Origin of the sequence: Paenibacillus agaridevorans (assembly GCF_003112455.1) — a bacterium.
Classification (GTDB): Bacteria; Bacillota; Bacilli; order Paenibacillales; family Paenibacillaceae; genus Pristimantibacillus; species Pristimantibacillus agaridevorans.
In genome coordinates this window covers 145,479-170,083 of the sequence record NZ_BDQX01000054.1, presented here as the reverse complement: position 1 = coordinate 170,083, position 24,605 = coordinate 145,479, and the positions used below count along the sequence as shown (strand labels likewise).

The window sequence follows — 24,605 nt, the reverse complement described above, 5'->3', positions numbered from 1 at the left end:
GGAGGTCTTTAAAACGGGATACGATGGAAACCTTAGACCGATGACTTCCGCTGCAGCAGCTTGTTCCGCCTGCTTCCCAGCACCTGAAGCCGCTTCTTGAGCATGTATTGCCATTCCCTATCTTCCAAATGTTTGGCGAAGCTGAGCAAATCAAGCGCCATGTCAATCTGGCTGCGTACGACGTCCATGGGCTCCTCGTTCTCGTGATTCACGCAATTCTCTAGCAGCGAAGCTTGATCTTGATCGACGTAATCCTCAAAATCCACTTCGGCCGCTCCATCTCCGTACGCGTATTCTGCCAGAATGTCGTATTCGCTTTGCGCCTTGTAATGAACATCGATCCCATGGCAGACTGGGCAAAATGTAATCGGAACGTTGTGAATATGCGTCGTCAAATGTTTTAACGTGCCTTTCGTACCAATCATACTTGCTCCACAGCAGAAACTCATCCGCGGCAGCCTCCTCACGCTTATCAAGGTGATTACTCGTTGCTCGCCAATAATACCTCATACATGATAGCTAATTTTATATTATTCGCCACGTTATCGACAAATTCCTGCCCGTTCCCTCTGTCCTCACATTAGTATTTATTCATTCTTGATAGTGAATTTATCGCCGCATTGCAAAGCAACGACCTTGAACATCCGTTCGAAACACCTGAATATTGCCAATATCGGCTACTGTAACATAACAGTGTTTGCCTTCCGGGCCGCCGAAAGCAAGGTTCGTACAATCCTTTCCTTCGAGCAGAATCTCGGCCAGCACTTCCCCTTCAGGTGAAATCTTCGCCACAACGCCTTTGCCAATACGGGTAACATACAGATTTCCTTCGATATCGCAGCGCATGCCATCCAAAGAGTAGTCCGGAAATTCGATCAGCAGACGTTTGTCGCTTATTTCTTTGTTCTTATTTAAAACGTAAGCCCAAATCCGGCGCTGAACAGATTCATTGACGTACAACACCTTCTCATCCGGGCTCACCTCAATTCCGTTGGTCGTACCCATATCGTCCTCGAGCAAATCCGTAGTTCCGTCAAGGTTCACACGCCATAACTTTCCTCTGTTGTTATCCCAATCAGGATCGCTTGCAAATAGGACATCATCTCTGGTTATACAAATATCATTCGGCTGATGCATCCTCGGTTCATGAGCATGGATTCTGATCTCCCGCGTATTCATGTCAACCTTGATAATATTATGATTTACATAATCGGCAATCAACATCTCGCCAGCCTGGTTGAACCGGATTCCATTCCCTACACTGCCATTCGGAAGCTCAACGAAAATACTCGCTTCCCCTAGCGGTGTCACTTTTCCGATCGTACCCTGTTTCTCATAATTAACTGCATAAATATTGCCCTCGCGGTCACAGGCCGGCCCTTCTATACCATTAGTAAAGGTCTGTGGATTCGTAAATCTTTGCGCAACATAAGGATCCAATCTATCCACCTCTGCTTTCATCTATTAAAGTTCTGGGCGACGATAGCCAGACTCCAATCATCAAAACACTTCCAGTGTACCATAAATATCCCCTTAGGAAACGGCAAAGAAAGCGGATACTTGACGTTTGATAGTAACCACCAAACGGGTGGCTCCCTGGGATATGGTCATATTCGTTACGCCGGCTTGCGGCCGGGTGACATCCACTGGATGCCACCCCCTGCCGGGACGATGTAATGCCAAGCGCGAAAAGGACAGGCCCTTATCCGTTACGGATAAGGGCCTGTCCTTGTCATTGCCATTGCCAAGATTTCAGCGAAAATTACTTCGCTACCAGGTGGCTTTGGCCTGGTTTCCAGTTGATTGGGCAAAGTCCGCCGGATTGCAGAGCTTGCAATACGCGAAGCGTCTCTTCTACGCTGCGGCCAACATTGTTGTGGTTAACCACTTGATATTTGATCTCGCCTTCCGGATCGATGATGAACAGGCCGCGAAGCGCTATGCCTTCTTCTTCGATCAGTACGCCGTAGTCACGAGCAACGCTCTTCGTGATATCAGCCGCGAGTGGGAAGTTCAATTGGCCGAGGCCATTATCGTTAACCGGAGTGTTAATCCAAGCGCGGTGGCTGTGCTTGCTGTCTACGCTGACGCCAAGAATTTCAGTGTCAAGCTTTTTGAACTCTTCGGCTGCCGAGCTAAGCGCGGTAATTTCTGTCGGGCACACGAACGTGAAGTCCAGTGGGTAGAAGAACAGTACCAGCCACTTGCCTTTGTAATCGGCGAGGGAAGCAGTACCGAAATCTTGTCCGTTGCCTGTTGCTGTCTCCATTGCGAAATCCGGTGCCGGGCGTCCTACCAAACGTTCTGCCATGATGAAAACTCCTCCTTGACCTATCCATAATTTATTTAGAGGTATTTCACGCACAATAAGTGCTAGCCTCTTCATTGGTGCGTGTCTCTTCTTTAAAAATAGTATCATCACACAATAATAAAGTCAATATTATAGACAGTACTTCTTTGTAATAATTATAAACTGTGAAGAATTATCAACAATCTCGAACTACTTCATTGCAGCTGCAATCAAATCGCCCATTGCCGTAGTTCCAATCGCCGAGCTCTTATCAACCGCGATGTCTCCTGTGCGGTGACCAGCATCCAGCACGTCCTTAACCGCGTCCTCGATGGACTTCGCCGCATCGTGGTAGCCGAACGTCAGGCGGAACATCAGCGCAACGGAAAGAATGGTCGCGATTGGATTGGAGATGCCTTGGCCCGCGATGTCAGGAGCAGAACCGTGTACCGGCTCGTAGAGGCCGAAGCTTCCTTCTCCCAGCGAAGCGGAGGACAACATGCCGATAGAACCTGTCAACATGGCTGCTTCGTCGCTCAAAATATCGCCGAACATGTTCTCGGTTACGATAACGTCGAAGCTGGAAGGACGGCGAAGCAATTGCATCGCGCAGTTATCGACGAGTACATGCTCCAGTTCAACCTCAGGGTACTCCACGGCTATACGGTTAACGACTTCGCGCCACAAGCGGGAAGTCTCAAGCACGTTCGCTTTGTCGACGGAAGCAAGACGTTTGCTCCGCGTCATCGCGATATCGAACGCCTGACGAACGATACGCTCGATCTCTTGCACATTATATACGCATGTATCAACGGCTTCTTCGCCGTTCGCGCCTTCCCGGCGGAACTTCTCGCCGAAGTAGATGCCGCCTGTCAGCTCGCGCACGACGATAAGGTCTGTGCCTTCCAGCACTTCCGGCTTCAGCGTGGAAGCTTCTTTCAAGCAATCGAATACGTTAGCCGGACGGATGTTCGAGAACAGTCCCAACGCTTTGCGAATACCGAGCAGGCCAGTCTCCGGACGAAGCTCCTTGGAGTTGTTGTCCCATTTGGGCCCGCCAACCGCGCCCAGCAATACAGCGTCAGCGCCCTGGCACAGCTCAAGCGTTTCTTGCGGAAGCGGCGTGCCCTTCTCGTCGATGGCGATACCGCCGAACAAGCCGTGTTCTGTCTCGAATTGATAACCGTACAGTTCTTCGGTTCTTTTGAGTATTTTTAAAGCTTCTCCAACAACCTCGGGGCCGATACCGTCTCCGCCGAGGACGGCGATTTTTTTCACTTCTGACATAATGTAAATACACTCCTCTTTATCATTCTCAATCTATTATCATTTAACCACATTTAGTTCTTCCATTCCAAGATATAAAATCTATGGACTTTATAGGCGAGAACTATAAACCTAGATGTCATACCTATTTCGCCAAAAAAGTAACCCAAAGGATACCCTAATGGATCCACTAGGATAATAGTTGACCGGATGGCATGATGATAATCTTATTCCATAAGCTTAAAAATTCTTTGATAGCAGCACGAGTCACCGGCAATGACTCTGTTCGGAAGGAGCAAGTTCAAGATGTTGGAATGCCAAATCGATAAACTCAAGGAAGGCGATCGGCTCGCCAAAGCGGTAATAGGCAAAAACGGAGTGATTATCCTCTGCGAAGGCACGGAGTTGACCACGTTCTATATCAAGCGTTTGAAGGAGATGGGCGTAAATCGCGTGCTTGTTAAGCACTGTCCGTTCAACGTCCAAACTCAGCCTGCTCCTTCCGTCGTTCTTCCGCCTACTACGGCCAAACAGAGGAATGACCTGTACGGAGAACTCGTGAATAGGCTGAACCGCCATGCCTTCTGCCCGGAACACGGAGATTCCGTCAAGGACAGAAGATTCAAGCGCAGATATAGAAGAGCTCTTGCGGACGCGCTTGCCCATCCCTCCGTCGCGGATTGGATGAACAAGCTGGAGCAGTTCGACGAGTTGATCTTCGGACATGCTGTCAACGTTTCCATCTTGTCTATGATGATCGGAGACGAATACGGATATACGGAAGCCCAGTTGTTGGAGCTGTTGCTGGGTTCGCTGTTGTTCGACGTCGGCATGACGATTATGCCCCGGGAACTCGTAACGGGTCATGGCACGTTGTCCGACTCCGACCGGCACCTGCTGAATCAGCATGCCGAGCTCGGTTATCGGCTGCTTGCGGACATCAAAGGGATGCCTTGGCAGTCCGCGGTTGTCTCTCTGGCGCATCATGAAAGATTCGACGGTTCCGGTTATCCCTTCGGGACCAAAGGCAACGACATCCCGGAATACGCGCGCATCGTCGCGCTGGCCGACAGTTACGATGCGCTGACATCGCCGCGCAGATACCGCAGCTCCTACCGGGCCGACGACGTCGTTGAGTTTTTGTACGGGGCGGGCAATTATTATTTTGACGCCAGCCTCGTCAAACTTTTCCTTCAGCGGCTAAAGGCCTTCCCCCTATCCAGCGTATTGACGCTGAGCAGCGGTCAGACCGGCATCGTCACTTCCTATCGCTCGTCCATCGCGCACCGTCCCGTCGTGCGGATTATTACGGAGGCCAGCGGTCAGTCGGTCGGGACGCCCTATGAGCTCGATCTATCCCGCAGCAGTACGATTACAGTGCTTCATGCCGCGTCACAGGCTTAATTGTGATAGTCGCTTAATTTCAGGAGGAATCAAGATGTATAAGTTATCGGCTGACGCAAGCATGAAGCAATTGAAACGGAAGAGCCCTTCTTCTTACCGGCATTGTCTGCGCGTGTCCGTGATCGCGCAGCAATTTGCCAACGTATTGGGAATCGGCGGAGCGGAGAAGGAATTTCTCGTGAGCGGCTGTTATCTGCATGACCTCGGCAAGCTGTTTATCCCGAACAACATCCTCAATCGGAAAGGAAAGCTGTCTGACCGGGAGTGGAGGATCATGAGGCAACATCCCTCCTGTGGCGGCTCTGCCGCCGAGCTGTATCCCGGCATATCTTCCCGAATCGTCGAAATTGTAAGATATCATCACGAGCGCTGGGATGGCGGCGGCTATCCGGAAGGCCGTTCCCGCCATGACATTCCTTACTTGGCAAGAATATGCGCCATCATCGATACCTTCGACAGCATGATGTCCAATCGCTGTTACCGCAGCAGATTATCTTTGGAGGATTCCGTGAACGAGCTTCGCAGAGGCAGCGGAACGCAATTCGATCCATCGCTCGTCGAGCCTTTCATCGCTTTCATCAAGACCTCCCAATTGGATGAAACGATGTATGGGCATCCTGCAGCCGTATAATACGTCTAAGATTCCGCTCCTCATGTTTTGCATCCTCTCCTTAACGACAAAAAACGCGTAACGGATGATCGTATCCGTTACGCGCTTTGTCGTGGTCAATCGCTATTAGATCAAGCTCATCTTGTCGCGACGACCCGGCGACTTGCGTTTCTCGATCAGGCGATTAACCGCATCGATATACGCCCGTGCGCTCGCTTCGAGAATATCCGTACTAAGGCCTCGGCCTTGAGCCGAAACATCCTCTTGCTTAAGCACAACGTGCACCTCGCCAAGCGCGTCCTTCCCTTGCGAGACAGACTTGATGGAATAATCCTCAAGCTCGACAACTTCGGCTGTCGCTTTGTCGATTGCGTTGTAGATGGCATCGACGGAGCCATTGCCCTCCGCTGTCTCTACCCGCGTCTCGCCTTCGGCCAGCTTTACCTTCACCGTCGCGTTAGGCGTCGACTCGTTGCCATAGCTCACCTGGATCGTCTCCAGCGTAAACACTTCCGGCGTATCGGTCAGCTTCTCCTCCAGCATGGCGCGGATGTCTTCGTCCATGACATTCTTTTTCTTATCGGCAAGATCCTTGAACTTCGCAAACGCCGCGTTAACCGCATCGTCGTCCAGCTCATAACCGAGATCGATCAGCTTCTCGCGGAACGCGTGACGTCCGGAATGTTTGCCGAGAACCAGCTTGGATTCACGCAGACCGATCGTGTCAGGCGAGATAATTTCGTAAGTCGTCTTTTCCTTCAGCATGCCGTCCTGGTGAATGCCGGACTCGTGCGCGAAGGCGTTGGCGCCTACGATAGCTTTGTTGCCAGGAACGACCATGCCCGTCAGCTTGCTGACCAGGCGGCTCGTCTTGGCGATTTCCTTCAGGTTCAGCGTCGTCTGTGCGCCGAAGAAGTCCGGACGCGTGGCAAGCGCCATGGCAACCTCTTCGATTGCCGTATTGCCGGCGCGTTCGCCAATGCCGTTAATCGTGCCTTCCACTTGGTCGGCGCCGTTAAGGATGGCTGCCAGCGCATTTGCCGTCGCCATGCCGAGATCGTCGTGACAGTGGGCGCTGAGTTGAATGGTTTCGATATTCGGGACATTCTCCTTAAGCGTCTTGAAGATGTTGCCGAATTCCTGAGGATTCATGTAGCCGACCGTATCCGGAATGTTAACCACGGTCGCTCCCGCTTTGATCGCCATGTCCGTAACCTGGCAGAGAAAGTCCAGCTCCGTGCGGCCCGCATCCTCCGGCGAGAACTCGATTTTGTCAAAATATTGTTTGGCGTAGCGGATCGCACGTTCGGCAGCCTCCAGAACCTGTTCCTTCTCCATCCGAAGCTTGTGCTTGCGGTGGATCGGACTCGTTGCCAGGAATAGGTGAATGCAAGGATCCTGCGCGCCCTTCAACGCTTCGCGGACCGCATCGATGTCCTGCTCACGGGAACGTGACAGTCCAATGATCGTCGCGTTCTTGACCGCGCGAGCGACGGCATTGACCGCCGCCAGGTCGCCTGGGGACGCCGCAGGGAAACCGGCTTCGATCCGGTCCACGCCCAGCTTCTCCAGTTGCAGCGCGATCTCGACCTTCTCCTTCGTATTCAGGTTTACGCCTGGAGATTGCTCGCCGTCACGAAGCGTTGTATCGAAAATATAAATTTTCCGCATATCTGCACTTGCACCTCCGTGAACAGAATGATCCCGATCGCACGCGGCCGCATTTCCGGTCGACGAGCATGTGCACGTCGACCGGATCGCCGGTGAACCGGGACTAAAAAGTCTTAATGTAGATTAAAAACCAACTTACTTCTTGATCCAATGCATCAGTTCGCGAAGCTGTGCGCCTGTTTGCTCGATCGGATGAGCGGCTTCGTTGCGGCGAGTAGCCGTCAGCATAGCGCGTCCGGATTGGTTCTCAAGAATGAAGTCGCGCGCGAAACGTCCGGATTGGATATCTTCCAGTACGCGCTTCATTTCCTTCTTAGTCTCTTCTGTTACGATACGAGGACCCGTAACGTAGTCGCCGTATTCCGCTGTGTTGGAGATGGAGTCGCGCATTGTCGCGAGGCCGCCTTCATACATCAGGTCAACGATCAGCTTCAGCTCGTGCAAGCACTCGAAGTAAGCCATCTCGGGAGCGTAGCCGGCTTCAACCAGCGTCTCGAAACCTGCTTTAACCAGAGCGGAAGCGCCGCCGCAAAGTACCGCTTGCTCGCCGAACAGATCCGTTTCCGTCTCTTCCTTAAAGGAAGTTTCGATTACGCCGGCACGCGTACAACCAATGCCCTTGGCATAAGCAAGACCGATGTTCTTAGCGTTGCCAGAAGCGTCTTGATGGATTGCGATCAGACCAGGAACGCCGAAGCCTTCTTGGTAAGTACGGCGAACCATGTGGCCCGGAGACTTGGGAGCGACCAGGAATACGTCCTTGTCTGCGCTTGGCACGATTTGGCCGTAGTGAATATTGAAGCCGTGGGAGAACATCAGAGCCGCGCCCTGCTTCAGGTTCGGTTCGATTTCTTCTTGGTAGACGCGAGCTTGCGTTTCGTCCGGCAGAAGGATTTGAACAACGTCGGCTATTTTAGTAGCTTCTGCTACTGTAAGTACTTCGAAGCCGTCTTTTTTGGCAACGTCTGCGGATTTGCCTGGGCGAAGACCGATAACAACCTTCAAGCCGCTGTCGCGAAGATTTTGCGCTTGCGCGTGGCCTTGGCTTCCGTAACCGATAACTGCGATTGTTTTGCCTTGCAGAACGCCTTGATCGGCGTCTTTCTCATAATACAATGTAACTGCCATGTTAATAATTGCCTCCTTTAATTTAACCCTTTTGAGCGGGTGTTTAAGCGAAGAAACACGGTCTTCCCTCAGGCCGGTTCCTCTCTTAAACTCCCGCTCAAAGCGGGATCTGAATCATATTTTGTATAAGTTGATAGAAAGGGTTCTTATTGCTTTACGTTACCGCGGTTAAGCGCAGTGACACCAGTGCGTGAAAGTTCACGGATGCCATAAGGCTTCATAAGCTCGATCATAGCGTCGATCTTTTCGGTGTCGCCCACAACTTGAACCATCAATGAGTGCGTGCCAATATCAACGACCGCTGCCCGGAACGTCTCGACGACGCCCATGATTTCCGGTCTGCTGGCCGGCTCCGCATGAACCTTGATCAAGGCCAGCTCGCGTCCGACCATCGCGTTGGCGCTGAGATCAATGACTTTGATAACATCGATCAGCTTATACAATTGTTTCGTGATCTGCTCCAGCGTGTGGTCATCGCCTGTCGTGACGATGACCATGCGGGACAAACCGACTTCTTCGCTGGTGCCTACTGTAATGCTCTCGATATTGAAGCCGCGGCGTCCGAACAAGCCGGATACGCGCTGCAGAACGCCGGGCTGGTCATTCACGATAACTGCGATGGTATGTTTCTTCATTCCGCATCCCCCATGATCATTTGGTCAATGGTACTGCCTTGCGCAACCATCGGATAGACGTTCTCGTCTCTGCGGACGACGAACTCCACGACAGCCGGGCCAGGATGGCGGAGCGCTTCTTCCCAAGCGGCGCGGGCTTCCTCTTTGTTAGAGGCGCGCAGTCCCTTTACGCCGTAAGCTTCGGCCAGCTTGACGAAGTCGGGGCTGCCGGCCAGATCGATATGGCTAAAGCGGTTCTCGTGGATGAGCTCTTGCCATTGGCGTACCATGCCAAGCACTTGGTTATTCAGAATAACGACTTTGACCGGAATATTGTTGATAGCGCAAATCGCAAGCTCCTGCGCGCACATCTGCATGCCGCCGTCGCCATTGATGGATACGACAACACGATCCGGACTTGCCATCTGGGCGCCGATCGCCGAAGGGAAGCCGAAGCCCATCGTACCGAGACCGCCGGACGTTACCCAGGAACGCGGTTTGTTGAAATTGTAATATTGCGCCGCCCACATCTGGTGCTGGCCAACGTCAGTAGTTACGATCGCATCGCCGTTTGTCGTCTGATGGATCATTTCAACGACCCATTGCGGCTTGAGCTCCGTATCCGAATCCTTGTAGCTGAACGGATATTGTTTTTTGGACGCCTGGATTTGGGCTCTCCACGCATCCGCCTTCTCGGCGCGTACCGCCGTCCGGTTCGCCACGGTCAGTACCGTCTTGACGTCCCCTACGATCGGAATGTCCGTAGGCACGTTTTTGCCAATTTCCGCCGGATCGATATCGATATGGACGATCTTCGCTTTCGGCGCAAAGCCGGACAGCTTGCCGGTTACCCGATCGTCAAAGCGGGCTCCGATATTAATGAGCAGATCCGCGCTCTGGATGGACGTATTTGCCGTATAGGTGCCATGCATACCCGGCATCCCCATCCACAGCTCGTTCCCGCTAGGGAAGCCGCCAAGTCCGAGCAGAGTTGTCGTGATCGGAATTCCGGTCTTCGTCACGAATTCCAGCAACTCCTCATGCGCTCCGGAGTAGACAACCCCGCCGCCTGCCAAAATAACCGGACGCTCCGCTTCCTGAATCGCCTTGATCATTTTGTCCACTTGCAGCTTGTTCGGATTAACGGTCGGGTTATACCCGCGAACGTTGATCTCCGTTACCGGCTTAAACAGCGTCTTCGCCGCGGAAACGTCCTTCGGAATATCGATCAGCACCGGGCCTTTGCGCCCCGTGTTCGCGATGTGGAACGCCTCGTGAATGACTCTCGGCAGATCCTCAACCTCGCGTACCAGATAGCTGTGCTTCGTAATTGGCATTGTAATGCCCGTAATGTCCGCTTCCTGGAAAGCATCGGAGCCGATCAGCGACGAAATGACGTTGCCCGTAATAACGACGAGCGGCACGGAGTCCATATAAGCCGTCGCGATGCCTGTCACCAGATTCGTAGCGCCTGGACCTGAAGTGGCGATACATACGCCGACTTTGCCGCTTGCCCGGGCATAGCCGTCCGCTGCATGAATCGCACCTTGCTCGTGACGGGTCAGGACGTGGTTAAAGTCCGGGTTGCCATGCATCGCGTCATAGATGTACAAGACGGCGCCGCCTGGATAACCGAATACACAATCCACGCCCTCAAGCAGCAGACTGCGAAGCAATATTTCCGATCCCGAGATCACCTCGGGCTTAGAGAATTTCTCCATCAATTCTTCCTTCGACTTCAGCGTTGCGCTTGGCGTTGCCATCAGTCATTCTCCTCCTCTCGAAAAACCAAAAAAACCTCTCGTCCTCCAGCATACTTATGCTGAAAGGGACGAAAGGTTTAGCTTCCGTGGTACCACCCAAATTCGTTATGTTTCTCTCGAAACATAACCTTCATTGGTTAGAACGCTGTGCACATTTCGACGTTCTACCATGGCACTGTAACGCTTGCCCTGCGATGCTCCCTAATACGCTTGACGCTTTTCAGGAGAATAGCTCCGAGGTGAGCTCGTAGAAAAGGGATTTTGGCGTCGGTTGCAGCTGATCCGCACGCTCTCTGAACAAAAGGGCCCTTATCACTTCGTCCTCATCATTGCCGATTGATATGACTTTTCACTATTATATGCCTCTTGGACCAGTACGTCAAGAACCGTTCCTGCAGAAGCTCAAAAAGTTTGTTCCGGTCATCGGCTTCGCAACGTCCATTCGCCAATATTGGGCGCTCCACATATAGTATTGTAACCAGTGTTTTACAATTCCATGCGGCCGGCGATTACAATCGCAAAACACCATTGTCCTCAAGCTCCGGCCTTTAACCGAAGGAGGTTATCTGTCCATGATAAGAGCTCGCAAGCCGCAGGACGATTCCGAGCTCGTCCGTCTCATCCGCTCGGAGCTGATTCCCTTATCCGCGACCGCAAGACCGCTTGACGCCCGCATGATCCGCGAGCTGCCCCACCGTTTCCGCTGGGGCACAACTTATGTAGCCACAAGAACGAAACAAGGCCCGCCCGTTGCTTTCGTCCACTTTCTCGCTGCCGGGGACGAACTGCTTGTCGACATGCTGGCCACCCATTCCGGGCATCGCGGCCTAGGATTAGGCACCTTGCTTATGGCATATGCGGAGGCGTACGGTTCCTCGAACGGCTGCCGTGTCAGCCGGCTGTACGTCGACGCGAGCAACGGTGGTGCTCAGCGCTTCTACGGCAAGCTTGGCTACGGATGCATCCGGTACATCCCGGACTGGCATGTCTACGAGCTGGCTAAGCCGCTTCAGCCATTACCGCAATCGGCGCCCATATCCGGCGCTCGGCAGGAGCAGGAGATGTTCCCTGCCGAACGTTAATGGCTGCCCAAAGTGAACAATGGGCAGATCCCACCGTCCGGCCTAGACAGCCTATGCGAGGCGAGGCGACGCGCCGCCTAATCTCCAAACACTCTAGCTGATCAACCTCTCCTGCGCTTTTTCTAATGGGCCAGGCAGCTGCACTTCGTCTAGCGCGGGAATCGAAATGCGGCTGATTTGGTTGGTTGCTTTCTTGAAATTGTGCAATTTTACTCAAATTCATATGCTCCATATGCCTCGGAGCAGCGAATTGTGCAAAAATACACAAATCTCCGCCTTGCAAACCAGCTTTCGACCTTTTCGCAACAAAATTTATGTATATATGCACAAATTGGCCCTTATCCAGCATGGATGTTCTATTATTTGTGTATATATGCACAATCATCACTTAGACATAGGTATCCGAAAAGGCTCCTCCCAATCCCTGTCCTTTCCACCTAAACGAATAATCAAGGCGAAACGGCCGCCCAATAAGACTTTGTTTTTCGGCAAGCTTAGAACTTATCATTTCTTAAGCGGCCAAAAAAAAGGCCCGCGCCAGTGAATACCGGAGCAAGCCTCTTTTGTCAGCTTAAGTGATCTTAAGCGTTAATTTTTTGTTTGGCGACGCCAGCAAGGGAGTTGAACGACGCGATGTCGTTAACCGCCAGGTCAGCCAGGATTTTGCGGTTAACTTCAACGCCCGCAAGTTTCAGGCCGTGCATGAACTTGCTGTAGGACAGGCCGTTGATGCGGGCTGCCGCGTTGATACGAACGATCCACAGTCTGCGGATGTCGCGTTTTTTGTTGCGACGGTCGCGGTAAGCGTACGTCAGGGACTTGCTTACTTGCTCCTTCGCTGTTTTAAACAGACGGTGTTTGGAACCGAAGTAGCCTTTAGCCAGTTTCAGAATTTTTTTACGACGACGAGTGCGGACGAAGCCGCCTTTAACTCTTGCCATGAGTGGAAACCTCCTGTAAGTTGATTTGCGCTTGGTTTATTTCGAATGAAGCGCGCCGAGCCGCCAAGGACGGCGACAGCCGCTTCGCTTTAAGGACTACTATTTCAGTTGGGAAAGACCTTGTTGAAGACGACGAACGTCGCCTGCAGCCATAAGCGGCTGGCCGGCAAGAACGCGCTTCTGACGTCCCGATTTGTGCGAAAGCAGGTGGTTTCTGTAAGCTTTGTAACGTTTCACTTTACCAGTACCGGTAATTTTGAAGCGGTCCTTCAGACTGCTGTGCGTTTTCATCTTTGGCATGACAGTTATTCCTCCTTAATGATGTTCCAGCTGCTAGCTGTTTGTTTTTGGTGCCAAAATCATAATCATGCTCCGGCCTTCCAGCTTGGGAGCGCGCTCGACATTGCATATTTCGGCAACCTCTTTGGACAGACGTTCCAGAATCTTCTGGCCGATCGAAGCGTGCGTGATCTCGCGGCCGCGGAAACGGACGGATGCCTTCACCTTGTCGCCTTCGTTCAGGAATTTCACCACGTTGCGGAACTTGACCTGGTAGTCATGCTCCTCGATGTTGGCACGGAACCATACTTCCTTGAGATCAACGATCTTTTGGTTCTTGCGCGCTTCCTTCTCCTTCTTCTGCTGCTCGTAGCGGAACTTGCCGTAATCCATGATGCGGCATACCGGCGGTTTGGCCGTCGGCGCAACGTTCACCAGATCCAGATTTGCTTCCGTAGCAAGCTGCAATGCATCGCGAATCGACTTGATGCCGATCTGTTCTCCGTCCGCGCCTACCAAACGTACTTCCCTGGCCCGGATCTCATCGTTGATTTGATGTTCTCTGCTAATAACGTGCCACCTCCAAAATGGTATACTGCTTTTTAAAAAAATAAAAATGCAGGTTCATAAGAACCCGCATCTCATAAATGTCCGTGGAAATTGCCGAGACCATTCTATATGTAGAATGAATGGCAGCTTGCCCATTGGGATCATCGCGAACCTGTCAGCCAATGCCGGAAGGTGAGAAGCGGGTGCTTCTTCTTGTGCGTATCAGTGTGAAACACAATACTGAATTACTATATCACAGGCAAATGCCCCCGTCAACCCGTAAGCGGAAGATGGATGAGCCTGACCGCCCGATTCGAGCCTGCAAAGCCCTCCGCGTCAAAGCGGCTCCAACTGGAACAACCAGACGCGGCGACGTAATGCAAGCAAATCCTTGGTCTACTTTCCTTGCACCTCTTCGATCCGTACCACGCGCGTATGTTGCGTGTGGCTCCACGTTTTGTTATTTTGCGTAAAGAAGGCATAGAACGTAATGGGCAACCAAGTGATCAGGAAGAACGGCAGCGTCAGCAGATGAGCGTACATTTTCCAGCTTCGCACCTTCTCCATCATCATAGCCGCAGGGAACTGCAGAACGGTAGCCGCAATGACAATAGTTATCAGCCACCAAGGAAAGTAGCTGTACATCGAGTGGATCACGTCGTTTGCCGGGATGACCATGTCAATCCACAGGATGACGGTCAGCAGCAAGCCCAGCAGCGTGTTGTAGACCGAGAAAGAGTAGATCGCCGCATCGAATTTCACGAGACTTCTCTCCTTGATGCTCGCCCAGAGCAGCGGGAAGAAGTAGTTGCGCGCCACGTTGAAGTGGCCCTGCATCCAGCGCAAACGCTGACGGGCGGATGCCCGGAACGTTACCGGCTTCTCGTCGTACACCTTAGCGTCATAGTTCAGTACGGGATAGATGCCGCGCTTTACGCAGCGCATGGAGAACTCCAAATCCTCAACAAGACTCGTCGCGCCCCATCCCATATCCTTCAGCAGCTTCGATTCGAAGCACATGCCCGTGCCTCCGAGGAAATTGCTCATCTTGAGATTGGTTCTGGACAGCTGCCATAAACGGTTGCAATACCAGTACGTAATGGCATAGGCTGCCGTGACCCACGAATCCGCCGGATTCTTCGTATCCAGGTATCCCTGGATGACTTGATGACCTTCGCATAGATCGTCATTCATTAGCTGCAGGAAGTCCGGGTTTACGAGATTGTCGGCGTCAAACATGACGACCGCGTCATACTGGCGCGGCATTGCCCACAGTTCCTTCAGCATCCATTCTATGGCATAACCCTTGCCGCGAAGATGCGTATTCGTGCGAACACAAGCATGAACGCCCATCTCTCTGGCGATATCGGCCGTATTGTCGGAGCAGTTGTCGCAGATGACGAAGATGTCGTAAAGCTCCTTGGGATAATCCAGCTTCTTGAGATTGTCGATAAGTGCGCCGACGACTTGCTCCTCGTTATGCGCGGCCACCAGGACGGCGAACGACTTCCGAGGCGCATGGCGCTTGCGGCTTTTGTTCTTAAGGAAGCCGAACAGCGACAGCGAGAACTGATAAACCGCGATCGTAGCCAAAATAACCTGTAAACCAATAAACACGGTACTAAAGAACATGACGTGAGGCCCCCTTGACCCTTTAATAGTGCCGTTCATGCAAGTCCGCCAGAACTTCATGAACATACACTTTCTTTACGGCTTGCTTTTCTTCGTCCTCCTGGAGGAGGCAAGCTCTCTCTTCTAACATTTGGATGTCCTATTTGATTTACTGATTTTCCACTGAAACCCCTTCTTTGTCAAAATGGGAATTTGCCTTAATTGCGTTTAATTCAGTCAGAAAAACGCTTGCATGAGCACTCGGCGATCCATTCCCCTCCATTTCCTGCTCCGCAGTCTTATTCTCAACCATTTCCTGCGTTTTTAGCACAAATGTCCCCGTTATCGGTGCGGTTATGAGATTTAATTAATCTGTATTCGTCAAGCAGCCTGCCGAATATGCCGTCCCAGGATTGAGTCAAGCTGTACGCGTAAGCATTACGTCCCATCAAGCTTCGAAGTTCCGAGTTTTTTCGCAGGATCGACAACGCTTCCGCGAAGGCCTTCACGTTGCCCGGCTCGCACAGAATTCCCGTCTCTCCCTGACGCACGGTATCCCGAACTCCGCCTGCCTCGGCGCCAATGACGGCAGTGCCGCAGGCCATCGCCTCCAGCACGACGTTGCCGAACGTTTCCGTCGGCGACGGAAACAGCAGCACGTCGGCAGCCGCATACCATTGCTGCAGCACGGGCAGATCCGCGAATCCGACAAATAACGCCTTTATGCCCCTCTGTCTGCACATCTCCTTCAAGTCCGGAGTGGACGGACCGTCTCCGGCAAGCACGAAACGCGAGGACGGCTCCTGCTGCTGCAAGCGCTCGAAAGCTTCCAAAGCAACCTCGACATCCTTCTCGGGCGCCAATCTTCCGACATAAAGCGCCAGGAATCCGCAATCGGAAAGCCCATGGCGCGCCAGGAACAATTCACGATCTAATTCGGGATGAAAAGCCTCGGGATCAACGCCCCTGCTCCAAAGCTTCAACCGCGAGTCGTCCCAGCCGCGATTCTTCAAAGACGACATCGTTGCGGGAGAAGGAACGAATATGGAGTTGCAGTCCCGGTGGAACCATTCCATGTACCTCCATAACAGCTTTTCCATCCATTGCAAATTGTAAAACGACAAATAATGATCAAAGTTGGTATGGTAGGATGCGACGAGAGGAATGCCGAATTTTCGGGCGTAATGGATGCCGCATAGTCCGAGGTTAAAGGGGGTGGCTACGTGCACGAGGTCCGGCCGGAAGTCGCGAATGGCTTTGCTTACATAAGACAAGCTGGGAAAGGCCAACCTGCATTCGGGATAAAGAAAAAAGGGCAGGCTTGCAAAACGTTCGACGGGGCTGCCGCTTCCAGGGTCGGGGACTGCCGATGCATGTGGCTCGGGAGCGAATATCCGGCATGGAACGCCCTGCCGCTCGAGATACTCCGTCCAGCGGCCCAGCGTACGCGCCACGCCGTTAATTTCGGGAGCATACGTGTCGGTGAAAATCGCTACTTTCATCCATTTATCGCCTCCGTCAATCCGGTAAGCTGCGCATGCCGCATTCCTTGGTTGGCACGGCAGGCCGAATAGGGTTTGGAGGCAATCGTAACAGACGATTGTTTTCCTTGCGTTAACCGCTTGTGTAGCATTCGTTAATAGAGACTTCATGCTCCGTTAACAGAGCGGCAATGAATTCATGGTACAATGGGAGTAATGATGTATGCGGAGAGGATGATAGGGTATGGAGCGGATGATCGACTGGATGAGATCCCACGAACAAAAAATGCTGATCTGGGCGAACCGGAGACGCACGGAGACCAGACTTCATGCCATGATGGATCGTTGGTTCAGTACGGTCACGCACATGGGAGGCGCTACCTTCACGTTGCTGGCATCCTTGCTGTGCGCGCTGCTTGCGCCGCAGCCCTGGGGGACGGCAGGCTGGCAAAGCCTGCTCGCCGTTATCATTAGCCATATCCCCGTGGCTATCGTTAAGCGAAAGTTCAAGCGGCTTCGACCGTACCAAGCCATAGAGGGCGTTTACACGGTGCCCAAACCGCTGCAGGACTCGTCTTTCCCTTCCGGGCATACGACGGCCGTCTTCGCTTGGAGCGTACCCCTGCTGCTGACGGGCACGCCGCTTAGCTACTTATTGCTGCCTGTTATGCTCGTAATCGCCTTTTCCGTCGGCTGGTCAAGGATGCACCTCGGGCTGCACTATCCTTCCGACGTGGCGGCCGGAGCCATTATCGGAACGGCAACCGCGTTCGCCGTCCAATATTTCTGGATCGTCCCTGCGATCAGCTGAATTATAAGCAGCAAGGATTTACTCTTTCTCGGACTCCTCTTGCAAAGCGGCCGACTCAAGCTCAAGCTTGGCCGCTTCCTTTTTTGCCGAGCGATGCTCGCGCAGCGCTTCCTCGCCGATTACGACCTCGACGCGATGAATCGGCTGGCCTTTCTCCATAAACTTCATCTCGTATTCCGTAAACACAAGATCCTCTCTAGGCTCGTCCCGATGCAGATGCAGCGAGATGTTGCGCATCACAAGCTCCATGTTTGCGAAGCTGTTAAGCGAGAATTCGAACAACGTCATGGAATCCGTCTTAAAATGGATCTCGCCCCGCTCGTTCAGAATCTCGATATACTTCTCCACAAACCGTTCGTTGGTCAGCCTGCGGCGGGCATGCTTGCTCTTTGGCCATGGGTCGCTGAAGTTCAAGTAGATGCGCTCCAGCTCGCCCGGAGCAAACATAGACTCGATCCCTTCAATATTCGCTCGCAGCAGCGCCAGGTTCGGCGGTGTCTCTTCGCCCTTCTCCCCCCATGCCGTCCTTGCTTTTTCGCTGGCTCTGCGCAGCAGCTCGTCATACATATCCACGCCGATGTAATTGATATGCGGGTTGCGAACGCTCATTTGGCTAATAAAGCGCCCTTTGCCCATACCGAGCTCCACATGAATAGGATTGTCGTTCCCGAAGAACGCCTTCCAATTGCCGCGATGCGGCGCCGCATCCAGCACGACCAGCTCCGGCTGGCCCTCCAGATTTTCCCGAATGCCTTTTCTGCCTCTCAAACGCATATTGTTCAAATCCCCTCTGCAAATGGTTGTTCAAAAATAGGTTGCAGTTTTATTCAATCTTCTACAGCGTTTTGAAAAACGCAGCATCAAAATAAATAAACAATCCGTCCTTATTGTGCCCAACTGCGCCACGGTTGTAAAGCCCTCTCCCTCCGACTGCGCGAAAAAAGCCGCTGCCTTCCGGCTAGCGGCTTCCAACTTATGTTACGTCGCCGATGTACGGCGTTATCTATTGGCTATCTATTAGCTCAGCAGCTGATACGGGATCGGAGCGTTGTCTCTGGATTCGCGCTCGTACGTGCCTTCGAGGACCATGTTCAGCTTCTTGCGTGCCGAGACTTCAACTTCATGGTTTGCATGGAAGCGAATGCCCGCAAGCGCCTGCAGTTCCTTAATCGTAAGCTCAACCGTTACTTTCTTGTCGCCGTAAGGAATTTTTGCCGTTGTCATCTCACATCACCTCATCGATTTATTTCTCTTCATTATTTCCAATTTATCGACTTATCATGTGTACGGTTACATTTAGGCTATGTCAGATACATTTGTTGATTTGTCGCACTTTTAATATAACACATCATGTCAGGTTACACAAGCCTGTTTTGCTGAATTCCCAGCTGGTTTTCCAGTTACCAAATTCCGAACGTTCCGCTCTCCGATATGGAATAGGCATGGCTTTTCGTTCGTATTTTCGTTAAAATATAGGAGGTACACGAGAAGAAAAGGAGATTTCCATGAATCTGCACGAACCTCCGCCCTCGCAGCTAATCATGTGGGGGGAAAAAAGATTTCATACATGGAATTACGAAATGCGCGAAAGCTTCGGCTGCAAAGTGTTCAAGGTGACTCTTGATGCCGGATTCACATGTCCAAACCGGGACGGCTCCATCGCCAAAGGCGGCTGTACGTTCTGCAGCGCGAGAGGCTCCGGCGACTTCGCCGGCAGCCGGCGCGACGATCTTGTCACGCAATTTGCCACGATACGCGACAGGCAGCACAGGAAGTGGCCGGAGGCGGCTTATATCGGCTACTTCCAGGCTTACACCAATACATACGCGCCCGTCGAAGAGCTCCGCGAATATTATGAGGTCGTGCTGCAGCAGCCCGGCGTCGTCGGCTTGTCCATTGCGACCCGTCCCGACTGTCTGCCTGATGATGTCGTCGATTACCTTGCCGAACTGAACGAGCGAACTTATCTGTGGGTGGAGATGGGGCTGCAGACGGTACATGAATCTACGTCGGTTCTTATTAATCGCGCCCACGATACCGCATGTTACCTGGATGCTGTCCGCCGCTTGCGCGAACGCGGCATTCGCGTCTGTGCCCATATTATTTACGGTTTGCCTCAGGAGAGCCATGAGATGATGCTGGACACCGGACGAGCCGTTGCTCGAATGGATGTGCAGGGCATCAAAATCCATTTGCTGCATCTTATGCGCAAAACGCCGATGGTCAAGCAATACGAGGCCGGCCTCCTTCGTTTCCTCGAAAGGGACGAATATATCGGGCTTGTAGTCGATACGCTGGAATTCCTTCCTCCGGACATGATCGTGCATCGGCTCACGGGAGATGCGCCCCGCGATTTGTTGATCGGTCCCCTGTGGAGCATGGACAAATGGCCCGTTCTCAACGGCATCGACGCCGAGCTTCGTCGCCGGGACTCCTGGCAAGGCAAGCTTTGGCGGAAGGAGGCTTGACAATATGGGATTTCTGTCCGTGCTCAGCACGGCCCACAAGTGGATTGCGGAGCGCGCCGGAGCAGGCGACATCGTCGTCGACGCAACCGCAGGAGGCGGCGTCGACACATTTGCTCTGGCCGAGCTTGTCGGTCCCAAGGGGATGGTCTATGCGTTCGACATTCAGCAAGAAGCGCTGGAGCGAACCCGTCTGCGGCTCGCGCCGCTTGCAGCGGATGACCGTCTGCCCGGGCTCAAGCTTATATTAGCCGACCATGCGGAGATGGTGAGCTCCGTGGACGCAAGCGACGCTGGCCGGATCGCCGCCGTCATGTTTAATCTTGGATATTTGCCAGGCGGGGACACCACCGTCATCACGAAGCCCGAATCGACGCTTCGCGCTCTTGATGCAGCACTTTCGCTGATTCGTCCGGGCGGCATTATGACCTGCGTGCTCTATCCCGGCCACCCCGGCGGGGACGCGGAAGCCGCAGCCGTCGAAGCATGGGCGGCAAATCTCCCGCAAAACGTCGCGCAAGCCGTCCTGTACCGCCAACCGCAGCGGACAACAGCTCCGTACCTGATCGCGATCGAGCGCCGAAAGGGCTAATCCGGCACTACCTATTTTGAGAGGAGAAATTGAAATGGCAGTTAGAAAAATCGAACATATTGGCATAATGGTGGACAGTATCGAACGTTCACTGGAATTTTACACATCAGTGCTCGGTCTTGAGCATCGGTATACGTTGCTGCATACGAACGGCGTCATCCGTCTCGCATTTCTGTCCTTCCCCGGGCATGAGGATACCGAGATCGAGCTCATCGAAGGCAATAAAAGCGCATTTCCCGCCGAGGGCAAAACCCACCACACAGCTTATACGGTTGACGACGTCGAAGCCGAATTCGAACGCGTAAAGGCGCTTGGCATTCCGCTGCGCGACACCGGGATCACGACGCTGCCGAACGGAGCCCGCTACTTCTTCCTGTACGGACCAGACGGTGAACTGGTGGAGCTGTTCCAGCCTGCGAAGCAAAACTGACATTTCATCATAGCGCGACTACAAGAATGGAGGAATTTATTATGGCAGTACAACCATACCCACTGCAATTCAAAGCAGAGATGAAAGAAAGAGTTTGGGGCGGCAGAGCGCTGGAGCAATTCGGCCTGGAGCTGCCGGATGGCGCGATCGGGGAAGGCTGGATGATCGGCGATCACCCTAACGGCACGACCAAGGTCGTTAACGGCGAGCTTGCCGGACTCGGCTTGGATGAAATCCGCGAGCAATACGGCCGGGAGTGGTTCGGAACGCGCGGCTTCTCCGAGAAAAACGGTCGTTTCCCGCTGCTCATCAAGCTGCTGGATTGCAACGACGATCTGTCCGTTCAAGTGCATCCGACCGACGTCTATGACCGCCTGCCTGCAGGCGAGCTGGGCAAGACGGAGATGTGGTATATTTTGAGCGCGAAGCCCGGCGCCAAGATCATCTACGGCCTGAAGGAAGGCATCGACCGTCCCGCCATGGAATCGGCTATTAACGAAGGCCGCATCATGGATACGCTGCAAGAGGTATCTGTCGAGGCTGGCGACGCCTTCTATATCCCTGCGGGAACGGTTCACGCGCTCTGCTCCGGCGTCGTTGTCGCCGAAATTCAGCAGAACTCGGACACGACATACCGTCTATATGACTATGATCGTCCTGGTCTGGACGGCAAGCTCCGCGAGCTGCATGTTGAGGACTCTCTTAACGTCATCGCCTACGAAGGCGCAGGCGCGCAGCGAATGAAAACGGACGGCGTGGGCGCCGGCGAGTGGCTGTCGATCGCGACTTCCCCTTACTTCCAAGTCGAGAAGGGCATCGTCGAAGGACCGCTTGCGCTGTCCACATCGCCGGAGAGCTTCGTCATCCTCGTAATCGCGGACGGCGAGGGCCAAGTGCGTTACAGCGGCGGCGAGCTGGACGCAAAGGCCGGCCAGTGCTTCCTGTTGCCTGCCACGCTTGGCGACTACGAGCTGTCGGGCAGCATGACCGTTCTTCGCAGCGTCGTGCCGGCGTAAGGCGGGCGGCAAGCTGACCGCAAGTGTTACGAACGTAACAACTAGCAAGTTGACGAGTTTGCTCTTTCCTTCTGTTTCTTCTGTCGGACAGGGGGAGGCTGTCGAATCATTGTGGACGGCAGCGCAGTTAAGTAAAGGCTGATCGTAACGGACATCACAGTCGCTATTTCGCAAAAATGGGGCCTGTTCAAATTGTAACGGACACAGACGACCTTACTTCCGTCAAAACCGCATAGAATGGGCGGAAATGCACCAAATAGCTTCATCTGAGTCCGTTAGATTTTCAATATCGCGAAAATGCTGCAAATAGAGGCTCTGAGGTCCGTTAGCGAAAGCAGAACATTTCAGCTCAGTTACTCGCAATACATCGACAGCCTCAGGGGAAATTTTATCAACGGAAGTTGCCCCACGATGTGGGGGCGAAAAAAAAAGGTCGGGAGTCGCGGCGATGATGCGACTTCCGACCTTTTTAATAGGTTTTGCTACGGCCGAGCGATTGGAGGCAGATAGTCGTCATGGCCGACTTATTCGACGCTTGAGCAGCGTTTTGCGAGCTGTTAGTCGGCGTGGACGACCTAATCACTGCTTGCGCCGCGTTTCGCGGTCAGTTAGTCGGCGTGGACGACCTAATCACCGCTCGCGCCGCGTTTTGCGAGCAGTTAGTCGGCGTGGACGACCTAATCGCCGCTCGCGCCGCGTTTTGCGAGCAGTTAGTCGGCGTGGCCGACTTACTTGCCTTGCCTACACGACCGCGGCGGGCTCCACGCGCAGCGTGAACGCACGCGGCTTCGGCTTGCTGCTCGTTTTATCCAGCGCGTACAGCATGATGAGCAGCGTATGCTGATTCTCGGACATTTCGCCGGTCGCAAGATACGACTCCAGATCGAACGGCAGCTTCTCCAGCATCGCGTGCTTATGCAAGTCGCGCTCGTGCATGCCCAGGTCCGCGAACGCGCCGGAGACGGCTTCCGGACGCTCCAGCAGCGCCCTCATCCAGCGGCTCCATTCGGACTTGTCCATGGAATGCTCCCACCACGTCTTGCGCGGCTTATAGTTGTGGCCGAGGAAATAATCGTACTTCATCAGTCCCAGCACAACGTCCAGCCGCAGCTTCGAGCCAACCGTCTCTCCTTCTCCCAGCGGCGTATCCGCCGGCAGAGCTGTCAGGAAGCTCCACAGCCGCGAGAACAAATCCTCCAGTTGATGGCCGATTTTGCTCCAGCCCTGTCCCTCCCAATAGTCCCCGAACAGCTGGAAGAAGTCGAACGGCGACGGGAATACCCGGTCGACCAGATAAAGCAAAGTATGGTCCATCCGGTGCGCGTTCCAATATTTCTCCAGCACGTCCTCCACGCGCTTGATCCGGACGATGTCGCCGAACGGCATCAGATCGTTGCCCAGCATCTCGTAAGGCGCGCGATCCATGTAGATGTAGCCCCACTTCTCCGCGTCGAGCCTTAAGCCAGTGCCCCTAAGCATCTTGAGGAAGCCGAGCTGCAGCTCCTCGGGACGCAGCGCGAACACGTCGTTGAACGTGCCTCTAAACGTGTCGTAATTTTCAAGCGGCAATCCTGCGATCAAGTCCAGATGCTGATCGATTTTGCCTGAATCCCGCACCTTTGTGACCGTACGGACGAGCTTCGACCAGTTCTGCCTGCGCTGCACGGCGAGGTTCGTAGGATCGTTCGTCGACTGAACGCCGATCTCGAAGCGAAAAATGCCTGGAGGCGCATGCTCGGCCAAATAATCCAGCACTTCCGGCCGCATAATATCGGCCGTAATCTCGAACTGAAAGACAGTGCCGCGATGATTCTCGATCAGGAAGCGGAACATCTCGAGCGCGTAGTCGCGCTTAATATTGAAGGTACGGTCGACGAACTTGATCAGCTTTGCCCCGTTGTCGATCAGATAAAGGATATCGGACTTCGTCCGCTCCATATCGAAGTAACGGACGCCGACCTCGATGCTGGACAAGCAGAACTGGCAGCTGAACGGACAACCCCTGCTCGTCTCGAAATACACGACGCGGCTCCCCAGGTTGGGGATATCCTCGGGGAATCGATGCGGCGACGGCAATTCGTTCAAGTTCAGCTTAGGCCGCGGCGGCGTAATCAGAATCTCCGTGCCGCTCTCTCTGACTTTGCGATAGGCGAGGCCGAACACCATATGATATTTGCCTGCCCCTTGTATTTCCGTAAGCAGATGGTCAAACGTCTCTTCTCCTTCGCCGACGACGATGAAGTCGACATCCGGCAGCCGTTCCATCCACTGCTCCGTATCATAACTCACCTCGGGGCCGCCAAGCACGATCTTCAGCTCCGGTTTAATCTTGCGCAGCATATTAACAACCGTAATCGTCTCTTCGATATTCCAGATGTAGCACGAGAACCCGACAACGTCCGGATTCCGTCCGTACAGATCCGAGGCGATGTTCATCGCCGGATCCTTGATCGTATATTCCGCGATATCGATATCGAACCGGTCGCCGCTAAACGCTTTGAGACAGCGCAGGGCGAGCGATGTATGAATGAATTTGGCATTAAGCGTGGACAACACGACTTTCATAAGCAATCCCTCTCTCGCATTACAAGCTGACTCCTAT

The 24,605-nt window shown here is 53.4% G+C and carries 24 protein-coding genes; 8 read left to right on the top strand and 16 right to left on the bottom strand.

The window, feature by feature from the left end; genetic code table 11:
* Window positions 1-32 precede the first annotated feature (32 nt).
* The 4 genes from PAT3040_RS06630 to leuB form a co-directional block, all read right to left on the bottom strand.
* On the bottom strand, window positions 33-449 hold the full coding sequence (locus PAT3040_RS06630) for a hypothetical protein (RefSeq protein ID WP_108991967.1): 417 nt from the start codon (window positions 447-449) through the stop codon (window positions 33-35).
* A 160-nt stretch (window positions 450-609) separates the two neighbouring features.
* A complete protein-coding gene (locus tag PAT3040_RS06625; protein ID WP_108992014.1) occupies window positions 610-1,449 on the bottom strand; it encodes an SMP-30/gluconolactonase/LRE family protein in 840 nt (279 codons plus the stop codon).
* Between the two features lie 313 nt (window positions 1,450-1,762).
* Entirely contained in the window at window positions 1,763-2,311 is a 549-nt protein-coding gene (locus PAT3040_RS06620) for a peroxiredoxin (protein ID WP_108991966.1), read from the bottom strand.
* Between the two features lie 189 nt (window positions 2,312-2,500).
* Window positions 2,501-3,577 (bottom strand): 3-isopropylmalate dehydrogenase, encoded by a 1,077-nt coding sequence (gene leuB / locus PAT3040_RS06615; RefSeq protein ID WP_108991965.1) that lies wholly within the window; start codon window positions 3,575-3,577, stop codon window positions 2,501-2,503.
* A 285-nt stretch (window positions 3,578-3,862) separates the two neighbouring features.
* Here leuB and PAT3040_RS06610 point away from each other — a divergent pair, with 285 nt between their 5' ends.
* Together PAT3040_RS06610 and PAT3040_RS06605 are read left to right on the top strand one after the other, a co-directional pair.
* Complete coding sequence (locus PAT3040_RS06610) at window positions 3,863-4,960, top strand: HD-GYP domain-containing protein (protein WP_181376463.1); 1,098 nt, start codon at window positions 3,863-3,865, stop codon at window positions 4,958-4,960.
* 34 nt (window positions 4,961-4,994) lie between these two features.
* On the top strand, window positions 4,995-5,591 hold the full coding sequence (locus PAT3040_RS06605; RefSeq protein ID WP_181376462.1) for an HD-GYP domain-containing protein: 597 nt from the start codon (window positions 4,995-4,997) through the stop codon (window positions 5,589-5,591).
* 105 nt (window positions 5,592-5,696) lie between these two features.
* Here PAT3040_RS06605 and PAT3040_RS06600 read toward each other — a convergent pair whose 3' ends face one another.
* The 4 genes from PAT3040_RS06600 to ilvB form a co-directional block, all read right to left on the bottom strand.
* Window positions 5,697-7,241 carry a 2-isopropylmalate synthase gene (locus PAT3040_RS06600; RefSeq protein ID WP_087570774.1) on the bottom strand — a complete coding sequence of 515 codons (1,545 nt, stop codon included), beginning with the start codon at window positions 7,239-7,241 and terminating at the stop codon, window positions 5,697-5,699.
* Window positions 7,242-7,376: 135 nt separating this feature from the next.
* Window positions 7,377-8,369 carry a ketol-acid reductoisomerase gene (gene ilvC, locus PAT3040_RS06595; protein WP_087570775.1) on the bottom strand — a complete coding sequence of 331 codons (993 nt, stop codon included), beginning with the start codon at window positions 8,367-8,369 and terminating at the stop codon, window positions 7,377-7,379.
* Window positions 8,370-8,515: 146 nt separating this feature from the next.
* Window positions 8,516-9,004 carry an acetolactate synthase small subunit gene (gene ilvN / locus PAT3040_RS06590; protein WP_087570776.1) on the bottom strand — a complete coding sequence of 163 codons (489 nt, stop codon included), beginning with the start codon at window positions 9,002-9,004 and terminating at the stop codon, window positions 8,516-8,518.
* Window positions 9,001-10,746, bottom strand: a complete 1,746-nt coding sequence (ilvB, locus tag PAT3040_RS06585; protein WP_108991962.1) for a biosynthetic-type acetolactate synthase large subunit — start codon at window positions 10,744-10,746, stop codon at window positions 9,001-9,003. Before ilvB ends, ilvN begins: the two co-directional genes overlap by 4 nt.
* A 572-nt stretch (window positions 10,747-11,318) precedes the next feature.
* On the opposite strand from ilvB, the gene PAT3040_RS06580 reads away from it, so the two are divergent.
* Window positions 11,319-11,828, top strand: coding sequence for a GNAT family N-acetyltransferase (locus tag PAT3040_RS06580; RefSeq protein ID WP_108991961.1), 510 nt, complete (start codon window positions 11,319-11,321; stop codon window positions 11,826-11,828).
* Window positions 11,829-12,409: 581 nt separating this feature from the next.
* Here PAT3040_RS06580 and rplT read toward each other — a convergent pair.
* From rplT to PAT3040_RS06555, 5 genes are all read right to left on the bottom strand, one after another.
* Window positions 12,410-12,769: a 50S ribosomal protein L20 gene (gene rplT / locus PAT3040_RS06575; RefSeq protein ID WP_087570779.1), complete on the bottom strand. Its 360-nt coding sequence runs from the start codon at window positions 12,767-12,769 to the stop codon at window positions 12,410-12,412.
* Between the two features lie 99 nt (window positions 12,770-12,868).
* Entirely contained in the window at window positions 12,869-13,069 is a 201-nt protein-coding gene (gene rpmI, locus PAT3040_RS06570) for a 50S ribosomal protein L35 (RefSeq protein WP_087570780.1), read from the bottom strand.
* A 33-nt stretch (window positions 13,070-13,102) separates the two neighbouring features.
* On the bottom strand, window positions 13,103-13,618 hold the full coding sequence (gene infC / locus PAT3040_RS06565) for a translation initiation factor IF-3 (protein WP_087570781.1): 516 nt from the start codon (window positions 13,616-13,618) through the stop codon (window positions 13,103-13,105).
* Between the two features lie 375 nt (window positions 13,619-13,993).
* Window positions 13,994-15,229: a glycosyltransferase family 2 protein gene (locus tag PAT3040_RS06560; protein ID WP_108991959.1), complete on the bottom strand. Its 1,236-nt coding sequence runs from the start codon at window positions 15,227-15,229 to the stop codon at window positions 13,994-13,996.
* 284 nt (window positions 15,230-15,513) lie between these two features.
* A complete protein-coding gene (locus PAT3040_RS06555; protein WP_108991958.1) occupies window positions 15,514-16,710 on the bottom strand; it encodes a glycosyltransferase family 4 protein in 1,197 nt (398 codons plus the stop codon).
* 223 nt (window positions 16,711-16,933) lie between these two features.
* On the opposite strand from PAT3040_RS06555, the gene PAT3040_RS06550 reads away from it, so the two are divergent.
* A complete protein-coding gene (locus PAT3040_RS06550; protein WP_108991957.1) occupies window positions 16,934-17,500 on the top strand; it encodes a phosphatase PAP2 family protein in 567 nt (188 codons plus the stop codon).
* A gap of 18 nt (window positions 17,501-17,518) precedes the next feature.
* Here PAT3040_RS06550 and trmB read toward each other — a convergent pair whose 3' ends face one another.
* Window positions 17,519-18,274 (bottom strand): tRNA (guanosine(46)-N7)-methyltransferase TrmB, encoded by a 756-nt coding sequence (gene trmB, locus PAT3040_RS06545; protein ID WP_108991956.1) that lies wholly within the window; start codon window positions 18,272-18,274, stop codon window positions 17,519-17,521.
* Window positions 18,275-18,517: 243 nt separating this feature from the next.
* Window positions 18,518-18,724 carry a hypothetical protein gene (locus tag PAT3040_RS06540; protein ID WP_087570786.1) on the bottom strand — a complete coding sequence of 69 codons (207 nt, stop codon included), beginning with the start codon at window positions 18,722-18,724 and terminating at the stop codon, window positions 18,518-18,520.
* Window positions 18,725-19,005: 281 nt separating this feature from the next.
* Here PAT3040_RS06540 and mnmL point away from each other — a divergent pair, with 281 nt between their 5' ends.
* Genes mnmL through PAT3040_RS06520 form a run of 4 tightly spaced genes read left to right on the top strand, consistent with a single transcriptional unit; the run spans window position 19,006 to window position 22,003 of the window.
* A complete protein-coding gene (gene mnmL, locus PAT3040_RS06535; RefSeq protein ID WP_108991955.1) occupies window positions 19,006-19,968 on the top strand; it encodes a tRNA modification radical SAM protein MnmL/YtqA in 963 nt (320 codons plus the stop codon).
* Window positions 19,969-19,972: 4 nt separating this feature from the next.
* The gene (mnmM, locus tag PAT3040_RS06530; protein WP_108991954.1) at window positions 19,973-20,557 is read left to right on the top strand and encodes a tRNA 5-(aminomethyl)-2-thiouridylate-methyltransferase MnmM; all 585 of its coding nucleotides are present in this window, start codon (window positions 19,973-19,975) and stop codon (window positions 20,555-20,557) included.
* Window positions 20,558-20,591: 34 nt separating this feature from the next.
* Window positions 20,592-20,987, top strand: a complete 396-nt coding sequence (locus tag PAT3040_RS06525; RefSeq protein ID WP_108991953.1) for a VOC family protein — start codon at window positions 20,592-20,594, stop codon at window positions 20,985-20,987.
* Between the two features lie 41 nt (window positions 20,988-21,028).
* On the top strand, window positions 21,029-22,003 hold the full coding sequence (locus tag PAT3040_RS06520; protein WP_108991952.1) for a type I phosphomannose isomerase catalytic subunit: 975 nt from the start codon (window positions 21,029-21,031) through the stop codon (window positions 22,001-22,003).
* Window positions 22,004-22,744: 741 nt separating this feature from the next.
* Here the strand turns inward: PAT3040_RS06520 and PAT3040_RS06515 are convergent.
* On the bottom strand, window positions 22,745-24,568 hold the full coding sequence (locus tag PAT3040_RS06515) for a B12-binding domain-containing radical SAM protein (RefSeq protein ID WP_108991951.1): 1,824 nt from the start codon (window positions 24,566-24,568) through the stop codon (window positions 22,745-22,747).
* Between the last annotated feature and the right edge of the window lie 37 nt (window positions 24,569-24,605).